The organism is Rufibacter hautae, from assembly GCF_008271695.1.
Lineage (GTDB): Bacteria > Bacteroidota > Bacteroidia > Cytophagales > Hymenobacteraceae > Nibribacter > Nibribacter hautae.
This window is the reverse complement of record NZ_VKKY01000003.1, coordinates 229,742-244,523: the sequence shown is the minus strand read 5'-3', so window position 1 is coordinate 244,523 and position 14,782 is coordinate 229,742. Positions and strand designations below refer to the sequence as shown.

General features: G+C 54.3%; 10 protein-coding genes. 5 read left to right on the top strand and 5 right to left on the bottom strand.

Annotation, left to right across the window (positions count from 1 at the left end; all coding sequences use genetic code 11):
- Positions 1-105: 105 nt before the first annotated feature.
- Positions 106-1,530: an FAD/NAD(P)-binding protein gene (locus tag FOA19_RS17395; RefSeq protein WP_149092137.1), complete on the bottom strand. Its 1,425-nt coding sequence runs from the start codon at positions 1,528-1,530 to the stop codon at positions 106-108.
- Between the two features lie 383 nt (positions 1,531-1,913).
- On the opposite strand from FOA19_RS17395, the gene FOA19_RS17390 reads away from it, so the two are divergent.
- Positions 1,914-4,121 carry a B12-binding domain-containing radical SAM protein gene (locus FOA19_RS17390; protein WP_223808968.1) on the top strand — a complete coding sequence of 736 codons (2,208 nt, stop codon included), beginning with the start codon at positions 1,914-1,916 and terminating at the stop codon, positions 4,119-4,121.
- 63 nt (positions 4,122-4,184) lie between these two features.
- Here the strand turns inward: FOA19_RS17390 and FOA19_RS17385 are convergent, their stop codons facing one another.
- Together FOA19_RS17385 and FOA19_RS17380 are read right to left on the bottom strand one after the other, a co-directional pair.
- A complete protein-coding gene (locus FOA19_RS17385; RefSeq protein WP_149092135.1) occupies positions 4,185-5,078 on the bottom strand; it encodes a DUF6624 domain-containing protein in 894 nt (297 codons plus the stop codon).
- A gap of 93 nt (positions 5,079-5,171) precedes the next feature.
- Entirely contained in the window at positions 5,172-5,705 is a 534-nt protein-coding gene (locus FOA19_RS17380; protein ID WP_149092134.1) for a GNAT family N-acetyltransferase, read from the bottom strand.
- Positions 5,706-6,056: 351 nt separating this feature from the next.
- On the opposite strand from FOA19_RS17380, the gene FOA19_RS17375 reads away from it, so the two are divergent.
- Genes FOA19_RS17375 through FOA19_RS17365 form a run of 3 tightly spaced genes read left to right on the top strand, consistent with a single transcriptional unit; the run spans position 6,057 to position 9,870 of the window.
- Positions 6,057-6,629 (top strand): (2Fe-2S)-binding protein, encoded by a 573-nt coding sequence (locus FOA19_RS17375; protein WP_394344112.1) that lies wholly within the window; start codon positions 6,057-6,059, stop codon positions 6,627-6,629.
- Positions 6,626-7,609, top strand: coding sequence for an FAD binding domain-containing protein (locus FOA19_RS17370; RefSeq protein ID WP_149092132.1), 984 nt, complete (start codon positions 6,626-6,628; stop codon positions 7,607-7,609). Before FOA19_RS17375 ends, FOA19_RS17370 begins: the two co-directional genes overlap by 4 nt.
- An 11-nt stretch (positions 7,610-7,620) precedes the next feature.
- Positions 7,621-9,870 (top strand): xanthine dehydrogenase family protein molybdopterin-binding subunit, encoded by a 2,250-nt coding sequence (locus FOA19_RS17365; RefSeq protein ID WP_149092131.1) that lies wholly within the window; start codon positions 7,621-7,623, stop codon positions 9,868-9,870.
- An 86-nt stretch (positions 9,871-9,956) separates the two neighbouring features.
- On the opposite strand, the gene FOA19_RS17360 is transcribed toward FOA19_RS17365, so the two are convergent.
- On the bottom strand, positions 9,957-10,964 hold the full coding sequence (locus FOA19_RS17360) for a hypothetical protein (protein WP_149092130.1): 1,008 nt from the start codon (positions 10,962-10,964) through the stop codon (positions 9,957-9,959).
- A 285-nt stretch (positions 10,965-11,249) separates the two neighbouring features.
- Here FOA19_RS17360 and FOA19_RS17355 point away from each other — a divergent pair, with 285 nt between their 5' ends.
- Positions 11,250-12,611 (top strand): T9SS type A sorting domain-containing protein, encoded by a 1,362-nt coding sequence (locus tag FOA19_RS17355; RefSeq protein WP_190300450.1) that lies wholly within the window; start codon positions 11,250-11,252, stop codon positions 12,609-12,611.
- Positions 12,612-12,708: 97 nt separating this feature from the next.
- On the opposite strand, the gene uvrB is transcribed toward FOA19_RS17355, so the two are convergent.
- Positions 12,709-14,742: an excinuclease ABC subunit UvrB gene (gene uvrB / locus FOA19_RS17350; RefSeq protein WP_149092128.1), complete on the bottom strand. Its 2,034-nt coding sequence runs from the start codon at positions 14,740-14,742 to the stop codon at positions 12,709-12,711.
- Positions 14,743-14,782: the final 40 nt, after the last annotated feature.

Below are 14,782 nucleotides of genomic sequence, written 5' to 3'. Positions count from 1 at the left end.
GTAAAACTACAGCATCTTTCGTCTACTTTTTGTTTTAGTGTCGTTTTCTGGAAATCGGCCTTAAAACAGAATACTCATCTAGGCGCAACTCCAAAACAAGCTCATCTACAGTGCCGCTGCCAGCATGGTCTCGCCAAATAAAAGCAGGCTGGCCAGGGAGGCCGCTTGTTGCCTTATCTCGCGCAAAGCCGTGGATTCATACAGCATACCTTTCATGGGAGGACCTATGGTGAACAGGTTTTCCACGGGCAGACCCGCCGCGTTGAGAATGTTGCCCTCCTTGGTTGCGGTGATGCCCATTTTGAGCTCGTCTGCCTGGATCATGCCTTGTTCCTGCAGGTGCTGGATCAGCGGGTCCTGGCTTTTGGTGTAATCACACAGCGGTCCGGTGCAGTTGATGACCATGCCCACTTCCAGCATATGGGTTTCTGCGCTGTGTCTTTCCCTGATCTTTACCTGGGCCACTCTTCCGTTGGAATATAGGTCTACCAGCGATGCGGCTTTGACTACCAATTGCCCTTTCTCCTGCAGTTGTTGCAGCATAAGCGAGGAAGCAAGCGGCATGCGGTGCCGATGGATTTCCCAATAGGGCTTTACATGGCGCAGGAACTGTTTTTTCTCCTGAAGTGTAAAATTCTGCCAAATTCCGGAGAGGGAATCCCGCAGGGCATCTACCACGCTGTGCCAGGAATATCCTTCCTGGGCGGCTTTCCTGATCTCTTTTCTAAGCAGGCGCATGGCTTTCAAGGGTGAAAGAGGATTCTGCAAACGTACCGGAGCCAAAGGGTAAGGCACGGTGTCTACCTGATGCGCCTGCGGAAGCAAACCGTGCCGGGACACCACGTAGATCTTGCCCTGGTGCCCTTTCTTTATCAGGCTGCCCACCAAATCTACCATCGTCAGGCTGGAACCCAGCAGCAGCAAAGGGGCCTGGAGCGGCAGTTCATCCAATATTTCCGGGGACCAGGGCGAGGCTTTGTACAGAGAGCATCCGTAGAAAGCTCTGTTGGAAATGGGAATATCTGCCGGCGGAAGGTTCCCGAGCGCCAGCACCACTTTCTGCACCATCAGCCAACTTCCGGTAGTGAGGGATACCACAAAGGAAGGACCGCCGCTTTTTTGCTCTAAAGAAATCACCTCCTGGTTTACCCGCACCAACTTCACCCCCTCGCAGGCCTTGGCTTCGGCGGAGGCCAGGCAATCTTCCACGTAATCCCCGAAGATGCACCGCGGGATAAAAGCCTCTTGAGTCACCGGCGTGGGCAACTGACTGGCATAGGAGGTTTGGTGCTCTCGGAGCCAATCCACAAAATGGTCCGGTACTTCTGGGAACAAGGTCATGCGGGCCGCGGGCACGTTCAGGGGTTGGAAAGGCAGACTGCTGCTGTAGGCCACCCCACGGTGCAGTTTCCGGGCTTCCTTTTCAATCAGGTACACCGTGGTGGGGGTTCGGGCCGCCCGCAGCAGGTGAATAGCCGTCAGGGTGCCACTTAACCCTCCTCCAACGATGGCAATGCTTGTTTGCTCCATATGGACTAATATAAGCTATAAAGAGAAAGCAATTGGGGTAATGTGCCGAAACGAAAGCCGGTGGAATTGGCGAAAAGAAGCTGTTCAGCGAGTCCGTACTTATACGAGGTCTGCCGAAGGTGGTTAGCGCGGCACGTTTGATTCATCCTCCTAATCCTGAGAAGCTTTTCTCCGTGCCTTGCTTTTGGTTCTACCTTCCTGCTCGGTTTATGGCTGCGGACGCCTTTCCATCGAACTCAAATGCAGAAGCGGCTGTTTCTCATGCAACTGCCGTGATCGCCGTTTCGGGGCTGTTTTTTAGAAATCATCCTTTAAACGGCGCTACAAACTCTAGCCTTAAGACTCAATACTCCTTTCACTACCTTTGCCCAAAATTGAATCCCTTGACCTCCGCTCCTAAAATCCTGCTCATCACGCCGCCGCTCACCCAATTGAACACGCCCTACCCCGCTACAGCCTATATCAAAGGTTTTCTGCGCGGCCGCGGGTTTGACGTGACCCAAGCCGATTTTGGGTTGGAGTTGGTTTTGCGCCTGTTTTCTAAAAAAGGCCTGAACCAGGTATTCCAGGCGATTCTGGACGGCACCTACGAACTGTCTGACAACAGCCAGCGCATGCTGCGCCTGCGCAAAGCCTATCTGGACACCATTGAGCCGGTGGTTCGTTTTCTGCAGGGCCGCGACAGCACCCTGGCGCATCCCATTGCCATGGGCTCTTTCCTGCCCGAGGCCAGCCGTTTCCTGCAGTTAGCCGATTTGGAGGAAGCCTTCGGGGCCATGGGCATCACCGACAGAGCCCGGCACCTGGCCACCTTGTACCTGGAGGATCTCGCCGATTTGATCAAGGAGACCGTGTGCCCGCACTTCGGCTTCAGCCGCTACGCCGATAAACTGGCCCTGAGTGCCACGTCCTTTGACCCGCTGGAAGAAGAACTGCAAACCGCGCCCAATTTGGTAGACCAAATGCTGCTGAATTTGCTGGACGAGCGGATGCAAGAGGTACAGCCCGACGTGGTGGGTTTCTCTGTGCCGTTCCCCGGCAACCTGTACGCTGCGCTTCGGCTGGCCCAGTTCATCAAGCAGAGATACCCGCACGTGCAAACGCTCATGGGCGGCGGCTACCCCAACACCGAACTGAGAAGCCTGCGCGAGCCGCGCATTTTCAAATACATTGACTTTATCACGCTGGACGACGGGGAAGGCCCATGGCTAAAATTACTGGAGTATTTCCAAGGCCAACGCGAAGTAGAGCAACTGCAACGCACCTTCCTGCTCCTGAACGGCGAGGTACACTATCTCAACGGCTCCACGGATGCCGACATCCCCCACACGGAGGTGGGCACGCCTGATTACAGCGACCTGAAAATACACGAGTACCTGAGCGTGGTAGAGGTGCTCAACCCCATGCACCGCCTCTGGTCAGACGGCCGCTGGAATAAACTCACGGTGGCCCACGGCTGCTACTGGAAACGCTGCTCCTTCTGTGACATCACCCTGGATTACATTTCCCGTTACGAGGCCGCGCCCGCTACCCTGCTGGTAGACCGCATTGAGCAGATCATCGCGCAGACCGGGCAAACGGGTTTTCACTTCGTGGATGAGGCTGCCCCGCCTTTGGCCTTAAGAGATTTGGCCATTGAACTGCTGCGCCGAGGCGTGAAGATTACTTGGTGGGGTAACATCCGTTTCGAGAAAACCTTCTCCGCTGATTTGTGCCGCTTGTTGGCGGCTAGTGGTTGTATTGCGGTATCCGGTGGATTAGAAGTGGCCTCTGACCGCCTGCTGGCGAAGATGGAGAAAGGCGTAAGCATTGCCCAAGTGGCCCGCGTTACCCGCGACTTCACCGCTGCCGGCATTATGGTGCACGCGTACTTGATGTACGGCTTCCCTACCCAGACTGCGCAGGAGACCATTGACTCTTTGGAAGTGGTGCGGCAGCTGTTTGAACAGAATGTGATTCAGAGCGGGTACTGGCACCGGTTCTCCATGACCGCGCACAGCCCCGTGGGTAAGAACCCAGAGAAATACGGCGTGGTGAAAGTGGGTCCGGAACCCGGCTTGTTCGCCGATAATGATTTGTGGCACGAAGACCCGCAGGGTGCCGACCATGAGCTTTTCGGGGCTGGTTTGGCGAAAGCCTTGTATAACTACATGCACGGCATCGGGCTGGAAGAGCCGCTATCTTTCTGGTTCGACTTCAAGGTTCCACGTGCCTCCCATCCCAAGAACATGATTGCCCAGGCGGTGGAGGCCATCGGCAAACCGGATTCTGAGAAGCAGAACCTGCGCGTGCTGTGGCTGGGCAATGCCCCGGAGATAGAAGTGGTGACCAAAACAAAGAAAGGCCGTACGTTCCAGAACGCTCTGCTCACCTTTATTGAGAAAACCGAGGAGTATGAGATCAGGACTGTGCCGGAGGTTGGCCAATGGCTGCACACCTGGCTTGCCCGCCTGTCAGAGGACTTCGGCACCAAATACCTGCTCAAAGACATGGCCACTGATTACCCCGAGGGCCAGATGTTCACCTTCCAGGAGTTCCTAATCACCGATACCTGGTTGGACCTGCGGGAACGCGGGTTGTTAGTTGTCTAAACTGAATCAGGGCTGTTATCATCAAAACAGCCCCGATTCAGTTTTATGGGTTCGCCAGAGAATTTACTTGTTGAACAATTTCATATACTCGCTAATTGGGCCTAAGCCCATGTCTGCCCGGCGTTTGTCTAGGTTGGCTTCGTCCTCTACTTTGTAGAGCTCGTACTTTTTGGTCTCGGGGTTCATCTGCAGTTGGCTTCCGTAGAGTTGGGGCAGGCCACGGTTCATGCGCACGCGGTCTTCCATAAGGGCCAGACTGCTCTTGGAAGCTTCGCCTTTGGCAGCAGCTTCGCGCAACAAGGGCAAGTACTTCTCCATGAGCTCCCGGTCAGAGTGCTGAATCACCAGAAATGCGGCTTGGCTGGCTTGTTGCCCTACCAGGCTTTTGCCCGGCCAGCCATGTTTCTCTATGATTTCAATTAGCTGTTGTTGGTTGACCTTGTCCTGAGCCTCTATTTTATCCCAGGTGTCTTTCCATTGCGCCGATTCCATGCCGTGATGCTTCTGCACAGAATCCAGCATACCCCGGTAATGTTGGTCGGTTTCGTAGATTTTCTCCAGTTGGGCTTTCAGGGGTTTGTTGTAGTTGGCTTCCAACTTGATAAGCTTAGCCTCCAGGTCCTGCACCAGTTTGGTCCAGCGTTTATCTGCATGCAAGCTGGTGAGATCGGTGTCTTTCTGGAGGTGGTTTTTGTTTTCCCAGCCTTTCGCTACGGCTTGATTGAGGTAGGTAAAAGCCTTGTTTTTATCGCCGGCCAAGGCCCAGGAACAGGCCGCGTTGTAGTAGTCGGTGCTGGTGCCTTTGCCGGTTTTCAGGAACTGATCGTAGAGTTGGCCTGAGGCTTTGTAGTCTTTGGCCTGGTACTGGGCAAACGCCTCGGTGGACGTTTGGGCCAATGCAGAGTGCCCAGCACCCAACAGCAGAAACAAGCAGAAAGAGTAGAGGAATTTCTTCATAAGGGCTAGTTATTTTCCTGGGTTAAGGTAAGAAGAATAACTATCCGTGGTAAAAGTTTAACATTCTTTAACTTGTACAGAATGTCTTGAGCATCACACCTCCCGCTGCATGTATAGATCGCGCTGCACGTCTTCGCCTAAGACAAAGGTCAACTCGCCCGCTTCTCTGAAACCGTATTTCTGGTAAAACCGGATGGCCCGCTCGTTGCTTTCCCACACGGTGAGCCAGACCACGTCATGCCCGTTCTGCTGCGCGCGTTCTAAGCTCATTTTCATTAAAATATCGCCTAAACCCCGGCCAGTCCAGGCCTGGAGCAAATACAGGCGGCTGATCTGGAAAGGCTTTTGGCCTGAGATCTCTTCAGGTGCCGGCGAAGTGTTCCATTTCACGTAGGCCACGGCTTCTCCTTCCACTTCCACAATCAGGAATTCAGAATCTGAATCGGTTAGTTCTGCGGCCTGGAGTTCCGGAGTGTACATGGTAGGCCGAAACGCTTCCATATCCTCGGGCCGGTTGTAGGCGGCAAAGGTTTCGTCAAAGGTGCGCCAGCCCAGATCGGCGAGCAAGTGGGCATCTTTTGGGGTAGCGGTTCTGAACGTGAATACAGCGGAAGGGGAAACGGACATACAACTAAATCTAATCTGGCCGCAAAGATACGCCAGAGTTCGGCAGAAAATTCCATGACTTTCTGCCTGCGGAAAGCAGGTTTCCGTTTAGCGCCTGTTTCCAGAAAATCAGCCTGAAAGCAGGAGAGTTATCTGCTAATTTTCTTTATTTCCCAGAATGACACCTGTCCGCCAACCCATCGGCTTGCCATCCGTTTGTTATTTAAATTGATTCTGACGCCCTTTTTGGGTAATATGCCTTTCCAAAAACCGCACTTATTTTTTGTTTATATGGCCGTAGAAAAAGACTTGACCCAACCTCTGCCCAATGGGGAGGACGGGAAACGCCCTGATGAAGCCCGCCGCAATTTCCTGAAACAATCTTCTATCCTTACTGCCTTCGCGTTAACGCCGGGGGTGGCCGTCAAAGCCGCCGATCTGAAGTTTGAGGAGAAAGTGGCCGCCGCTTTTGAAAAGGTGAACGTGACGCTGGAGATCAACGGCAAAAAACGCAAACTTTCCGTGGAGCCGCGCACCACGCTGCTGGATTTGCTGCGCGAGCAGATGCACCTGACCGGCACCAAAAAAGGCTGTGATTACGGCCAGTGCGGCGCCTGCACCGTGCACGTAGACGGGCAGCGCGTGCTGTCTTGCCTCACCCTGGCCCCCATGGTAGACGGCAAAGAAGTCACCACCATAGAAGGCCTCGCCGATGGCGATAAACTGCACCCCATGCAGGAAGCCTTCATCAAGCATGACGGTTTCCAGTGCGGCTACTGCACCCCGGGCCAGATCATGAGCGCGGTAGCCTGCATCAGAGAAGGCCACGCCGATTCTGACGATGAGATTAGGGAGTACATGAGCGGGAACATCTGCCGGTGCGGCGCTTACCCCAATATTGTGAACGCCATCAAAGAAGTTAAAAACGGAGGACAGCGGGTATGATACAGTTTCAGTACGTAAAGCCCAGCAAGCAAAAGGCGGCTATTGACACAGTTGCCAAAGACGAGACCGCCATGTTCATTGCCGGAGGCACCAACCTGGTAGACCTCATGAAACGCGGCATTGTGAACCCCGAGAAGTTGGTGGACATCAACAAGCTGCCGCTCCGAAAAATTGAGAAAGAAGACGGGCACGTGCGCATTGGGGCCTTGGCCTTGAACGGCGCCGTAGCCGAAGACAAACTGATTCTGGAGAAACATCCGCTGCTTTCGCAGGCCTTGAACGCGGGTGCCTCGGCGCAGCTCAGGAACATGGCCACCGTGGGCGGAAACATTATGCAGCGTACCCGGTGCAATTATTTCTATGACACGGCCATGCCCTGCAACAAACGCGAGCCCGGCTCGGGCTGCGGCGCACTAGAGGGCTACAATCGCATGCACGCCATCTTCGGGCACAGTGATAAATGCATCGCTGTGAACCCCAGTGACATGAACGTGGCCTTAATAGCCCTGGATGCGGTGGTGTTGGTTTCCGGACCGAAAGGTGACCGAAAAATCCCGTTTGCCGAGTTCCACCGCCTGCCCGGCGATACACCCCAGATCCATACCAACCTGCAGAAAGGCGAACTGATCACGTCTGTAGATGTACCGGAGCATCCTTACACCAAGCATGTGAACTACCTCAAAGTACGCGACCGAACCTCCTATGCCTTTGCGCTGGTATCGGTAGCGGCGGCGTTGGATATGGACGGCAGCAACATCAAATCGGCGAGATTAGCGATGGGCGGCGTGGCGCATAAACCTTGGCGCCTGAACGAAGCCGAGCAGTTTCTGGCCGGGAAACCCGCCAACGAAGCCACGTTCCGGCAAGCGGCCGAGATTGCCATGCGCGGCGCGAAAGCGTTTGAGCACAATAAATTCAAGTTGAAGCTAGGTCCTAACACCATTGTGCAGGCCCTGAAAAACGCGGCAGGCGCCGTATAATCCCTCACCTTATGAAAGATTATTTCTTCCAAGATACCGTTGGCAAGCCGATGGACCGGGTAGATGGCCGCCTGAAAGTAACGGGTGCCGCCAAATACTCTGCTGAATACGAGTTGCCCAACATGGCGCACGCCGTGCTGGTAGGCAGCACCATTGCCAAAGGCAGCATCAAAAGCATTGATACTAAAAGAGCCGAGAATGCGCCGGGTGTACTAGCCGTACTGCATTACCAGAACTCCCCCAAAGTGCCGGGCTATGCCCAGGAGGCGCACCCCACCGAGCCCAAGCCGGCCGGCAAACCGCTGCAGGTCTTCATTGACAACCAGATCCATTTCAACGACCAACCCATTGCGGTAGTAGTGGCCGATACGCTGGAGCGGGCCATGTACGCGGCCAAATTGGTGAAAGCGCAATACAATGTAGACAAGCACGCCACTGATTTTAACCAAAACGTGCCCAAAGCCGTCTTGCCTACTGCTGCTAAGCGTAATCCCAAGCACGGACTGGCTGACTACGTACGGGGCAAAGAAGACGCGTACAAGAATGAGCCGCTGAAAATTGAGAGCGAGTACGTGATTCCTACGGAGTTCCATAACCCCATGGAGTTGCAGTCCATCATCGCGCACTGGGAGGCGGATAACAGACTCACCGTCTATGACAAAACGCAGGCGGTCATTGGTACCCAAAACGCTTTTGCCAAAGATTGGGGAATCCCGGTCGAAAACGTGAAAGTGATTGCCACATTTGTGGGCGGGGCGTTCGGGAATGGATTGCACACCTGGCCGCACGAGACCGCCGCCATTATTGCCGCGAAGAAAGTAAACCGCCCCGTGAAACTGATGCTCACCCGCGAGCAGATGTTTACCATGGTGGGTTACCGGCCGCATGCCTGGCAGAAGGTAGGTATGAGCGCTACTAAAGACGGTAAAATCACTGCCATCACGCACGAGGCCATTGGGCAGACTTCTTCTTACGAGGAATTCACCGAGTCTACCTTGCAGCAGACGCGCATGATGTACACCAGCCCCAATGTGACTACCCGCTATCGCATTCTTCCTTTGGACGTGAGCACGCCCATCTGGATGCGTGGTCCGGGCGAAGCCACGGGAGCTTTCGCGCTGGAGAGTGCGTTAGACGAGATGGCGTACGTGCTGGGCATTGATCCGCTGGAATTCCGTTTGATCAACCACACCGACAAAGACCCGGAGAAGAACCTGCCTTGGTCTACCAAGTACCTGAAGGAAGCCATGCAAATGGGCGCCGAGCGGATTGGCTGGAGCAAACGCCAGCTGAAACCCGGCCAAGTGAAGAACGGCGAATGGCTTGTAGGCTACGGCATGGGCGTGGGTACCTTCGGGGCAAACCGCGGCCGGGCTAAAGTAAAAGGCACCTTGCACAAAGACGGTACGCTGGTGATGCAAAGCGCCACCACCGACATCGGGCCGGGAACCGGCACCGCCATGGTGCAAATTGCCGCGCAGAACCTGGGCTTGCCGCCAGAGAAAATAGTGTTTGAGTTGGGTAGTTCGCTGTACCCGCCGTCGCCCAGCCAGGGTGGATCGGCTACGGTAGCCACGGTGGGTTCGGCGGTGCATGCGGTATGCCAGGCCTTGAAGCAGCGCTTGACCAGCATGGTGGCCGGCAATGCCGATACCAGCTTCAAAGGCGCCACGGTGGAGAACCTGACGTTCAAAGACGGGTATGTCTCCCTCACGGCTTCTCCTTCGGCGCGGCTTTCCTTCACGGACATCCTGAAACAGCAGAACTTGCCGGAGTTGGAGGTATCTGAGGAATCTTCCCCAGACAACAGCCTGCGCCAGAAATACTCCATGTACTCTTACTCGGTGCATTTTGCCGAGGTGCAGGTACATCCGTTGACCGGCCAGGCCCGCGTGACCAACATGGTGTCCTGCGCCGATGCCGGCACCATCATCAACGCCAAAACGGCCGGTAACCAGATGATTGGCGGCGCGGTAGGCGGCATTGGTATGGCCCTCACCGAAGGCGGCGTGATTGACCACCGCTTCGGGCGGTACGTGACCAAAGACTTTGCCGAGTACCACGTGCCTGTGCACGCCGATGCCCCCAACATCTCGTCTTTGTTCGTGAACAAACCCGATTTGATCAATAATCCGAACGGGACCAAAGGGATTGGGGAGATTGCAATCATTGGGGTGGCCCCGGCCATTGCCAACGCCATCTTCAACGCCACCGGTAAACGGATCAGGGAATTGCCTATCACGCCAGACAAGCTGATTTAAGCTATTCTTTCATAAACGGAAAAGCCGCTCTGCTAAGTAGAGCGGCTTTTCCGTTTTAAGGGTGTTTTAGTGAAATCAAGCTAAAACTAATATCGGAACCCCGGGAAATACTTGATGTCAAACTCCATGTAATCCTCATCGTGGCCGGTTTTAGAGACGGTGTCACCACCATCGTCTACAATCTTTTTCACCTCTATGAGTCCATAGATAACCCAAGGATTACCGTAATGGTTATGGGCTTTGAAGGCATAAACGTCTCCTTCCTGCACGTTCTCCACAATGCTCACGGCAGGTCTATACTGCTGTTTCATGCCTAAAGCAATTTGATTCGGTTGGTTCCAGTTCTTGGCCCCGCTTGGCACTTTCACGAAGGTAGCTTGCTGGTCTCCGTTCCGCTCACCTGCGGAAAAACTATGCTCAAAACGGTTGTCAAACCAACCCCGAGGCGGCATCTTGTTCGTTAACAAGGCAGTAAAGGTGTAAATATTCTCACTTTGTAATCCTTGCCGAGGGATATCAGCTGCGGCGGTCAAGTCTGTGATGATGAGTGAATTTCTGGAGTTTCCCCAGTGATTGTACAGCCTCACCCCCTGGTACACATACGGTTCGGCAATGGTCAACTTGATTTCAGGGACTTTACCGGTGCCAGGGTCTTTGTAGATGGTGCCGCTGTTATCCTCGGCTTCCACCGTGAGGGTGATGGTCTCGCCGGGTTTGGCCTGCACCACATAACTGTTGACCAGGTACTCCAGCGTGTATTCGCTAACCCATACCCCATCCTTTTGGGTGAGCTCGCCACTATTGCCTACCAGCAAGGGCCATTCCCGCCCGCGCAGGTTATCATAGACCTTGAAGTCTTTTATCCCCTTGTTCGTCTCAAACTTGAATTTGTAGCGGATGGTATCTCCCGTGTACACGCGCATTTCCGTGGTCGGATGGTCTTTGGGCAAATACCCGTCATTGGTATACTTGGAGTACACCACCGTAGAGGTAAGCTGCGAAAAAGGGGCGGGAGTTGGTTCCTCTTCATCGGTGCAGGAAACCATTAAATAAGGAGCGGCCAGAAGCCAGAGCAGGTGGAAAAGTTTTTTCACGGTAACATAAGGGTTAGATGGAGCGATCCCTGTCTCTTAGATTCCAACTGCACCTGATATGTTCCCACCACACGTTCTAAAAACAGGTAATTCTACAAAGCAAAGACCATTCCAAGGGCCTTTACCCCTAATCCCAGAGTAAGTGCTTTTGCCTGATGCTGTACCAAACAACTGATGCCCAACCAGATAATTTCAGCAGCTTCTGCAAAAAATTGTCTTACCCTGCAACCTCTTCCTTCATCTTGGAAACACTCTTATAACCGTCCCTATCAGTTTGTCTACTCTATGAAACCATTTTTGGCGCTTCTCTCCGTTTTAGGCCTGTTTTTAACAAAAGCAGCCGGACAGGCAGTCTGGACTCCTGGCCCACCCCTTAGCCCCACTTTTGCCAACACCACCAGCATCGCGGTGAGCCCGGTGAACGACAAGATCTTCGTGGGGTCAACCGATGCCGGTATCCTCAGGTCTGATGAAGGCCTGACCTGGCACCAGGTGTTGCCGCACGCAGTGGTCAGTATCATGGCGAAGGCAGACGGAACCCTGCTGGCCGGCGGAAAAGGAACCGTCTACCGCTCCCTGGACCATGGCCAGACCTGGAGTTCACATTCGGTTAGCAGCGCGTTCTCCATCCGGAAGATTGTGTCAGACAGCCAGGGAAAACTGTATTTGGTTACCGGAGACCTGGGCGAAGACGGCAGCAATGAAGAGTTCTACGTGGGCGATGGCGTTTTCACCTCCACGGATAATGGCCAAACCTGGACGAAGGATAGCCAAGGCATGACAGGCACCTTGAGCGCCTGGAATTTAGCTGTCGGGAAGAACGACCAGGTGTACGTGGGCACCCATGACGGCAACGGGCGGCAAGACACCAGAATAGGTTTATTCACGCGCCAAAAGCAGCAAACCACTTGGCAGCCCATTGACATTAAGTTCAGGGAGGTGACCACCTTCAATGTGGCGTACCTGCATTCTATTGCGGTAGATGAAAATGACAGCCTATATATTGGAGTGGCAGGGAGTGACCACAGTGCGGCTGTGGGAGGAACCCTGAAATCTGCGGACGGTGGTAAAACATGGCGGCCCTTGTTTCTCACCAACAATACCTCCTGGAACTATTGGGATCAGCCCGTGGCCCACAGCTTTTACGTAAGCAAAGACGGCACGCTCTGGACCAGCAACTGGCCAGGCCGCGGCATTCTGGTCTCCAGAGACAAAGGATTGACCTGGGCGAGCGATATGCAGAACATCGGGACTCCGCCCTACGCCTCCAGTCTGCAGCACTTCCAGTTTGCCGAAAGCAAGGGCAACAGAATCTTCGTGTTGCAGCCCTTTGACAACTATATCTATTCCAAAATCTACCTGTTAGGCACAGACAAACCTTCAGATGCTTCCAAGCTCACGCTGGACGCTTACCCCAATCCCTTTCAAGAACAGTTAAGCCTTCGGTTTACCGTTTCTTCGTCTTCAACGGTGCAGCTTCAAGTGACAGATGCCAAAGGAGCCAACGTGTACAACCAAATGCACCAGGCCTCCGCCGGAGTTAACACGTTGCGCTGGAAACCTTCTCAGGCGGCTCCCGGCGTCTACTATATTTCCCTGAGAACCGACACGTACCAGAGAACCCAAAAAGTAGTTCTACTGCCCTAGTACTGAATTCCCAAAAAAGAGCCTCGCCTGTTTTAAAGCCAATTTTATAAAAACGGCTTCAAAACAGGCGAGGCTTCCTTTTACATATATCTAATGCTTAATCGCGCTTGCTTTTCAGGAGTTTGCGCAGCTCGGCTAGTTCATCGCGGAACTTGGCGGCTTGCAGGAAGTCCAGCTCTTTGGCGGCGGCTTCCATCTGCTTCTCGGTCTTCTTGATGACTTTCTCCAGCTCGTCTTTCTTCATGTACTGCACCACCGGATCAGCGGCCACAGACATCAGGTTTTCATCAGGGCCGGCGTAGGCCTTCGGTTCGCGCTTGTTGCTATCGGCCACCGAGGTCTGCTCCATGATCGCTTCTTTGGACTTGAGCACGGTGCGCGGCGTAATGCCGTGCTCCAGGTTGTACTCCATCTGCACGGCGCGACGTCGGTTGGTCTCGTCAATGGCCCGCTGCATGGAACCGGTCATCCGGTCGGCGTACATGAGCACCTTGCCGTTCTCGTTCCGGGCGGCCCGGCCGATGGTCTGGATGAGGGAACGCTGGTCGCGCAGGAAGCCTTCTTTGTCGGTGTCCAGGATGGCGACCAAACTCACCTCTGGTAAGTCAAGGCCTTCACGCAGCAGGTTCACCCCAATGAGCACGTCAATCACGCCCAGACGAAGTTCGCGCAGAATCTCTACCCGCTCCAGGGTTTTCACCTCAGAGTGGATGTATTTCACTTTAATATTGAGGCGCTCCATGTACTTGGTGAGTTCCTCGGCCATGCGCTTGGTCAGCGTGGTCACCAGAATACGGTCGCCGGCTTTGATGCGGTTGTCCACCTCATCCAGCAGGTCATCTATCTGGTTCTGGCTGGGCCTGATCTCGATCTCTGGGTCTAGCAAGCCCGTAGGCCGGATGATCTGCTCCACCACCACGCCTTCGGATTTCTGGATCTCATAGTCTCCGGGCGTGGCGCTCACGAAGATGACCTGGTGCATCACGCTCTCAAACTCATTGAAGGTAAGCGGACGGTTGTCCATGGCGGCGGGCAGCCGGAAGCCATACTCCACCAGCGCCGTCTTGCGGGAGCGGTCACCGCCCCACATAGCGCGTACCTGCGGCAGCGTGGCGTGGCTCTCGTCAATCACCATCAGGAAATCATCTGGGAAATAGTCCAGCAGACAGAACGGGCGGGCACCGGGTTCGCGGCGGTCAAAGTAGCGGGAGTAGTTCTCAATACCGGAGCAGTAGCCCAGCTCCCGGATCATCTCCAGGTCAAACTCGGTGCGCTCCTTGATGCGTTTGGCTTCGTTGTCGCGGCCTTCTTTCAGGAAGTACTCGTGCTGGGCCACCATATCGAACTGAATTTCGTTGATGGCTTGGTTCAGCGTGTCTTTGCCCGTCACGAAGAGGTTAGCCGGAAACAGGGAAATTCCTTCCTCATCGGCGATCTTCTTTCCACTCTGCGGATCAATGCGCTGGATGGACTCAATCTCATCTCCCCAGAAATAGATGCGATAGGCAAAATCGGCGTACGCCGGGAAAATGTCCACGGTATCGCCTTTCACCCGAAAGGTTCCACGTGTGAACTCCACCTCGGTGCGGCTGTAGAGAATGGACACGAACTGGTACAGCAGGTTGTTGCGGCTCACCTTCATGCCCGGCGCCAGCGGAATCACGTTCTTCCCGAACTCCTCGGGGTTGCCTATACCGTAGATGCAACTCACGGAGGCTACCACAATCACATCGCGGCGGCCCGAAAGCAAGGCCGAGGTACAGTGCAGCCGTAGTTTTTCGATCTCCTCGTTGATGGCCAGGTCCTTTTCAATGAACACGTCAGACGAAGCGATGTAGGCTTCGGGCTGGTAGTAGTCATAGTACGAGATGAAATACTCTACCGCGTTGTTGGGGAAAAACTGCTTGAACTCGCCGTACAGCTGCGCGGCCAGGGTTTTGTTATGGCAAAGCACCAGCGTAGGTTTGTGCACCTCTTGTATCACGTTGGCGACTGTAAAGGTTTTACCGGTACCGGTGGCTCCCAGCAGCACCTGGGCGTGCTCACCCGTGCGGATGCCGCGCACCAACTCCTTGATGGCTTTGGGCTGGTCGCCGGTAGGCTGGAATTCTGATGTTAATTGAAAATCCATAGAGGAAGTAAATACGATCAAAGGTAACGTATTATAACAC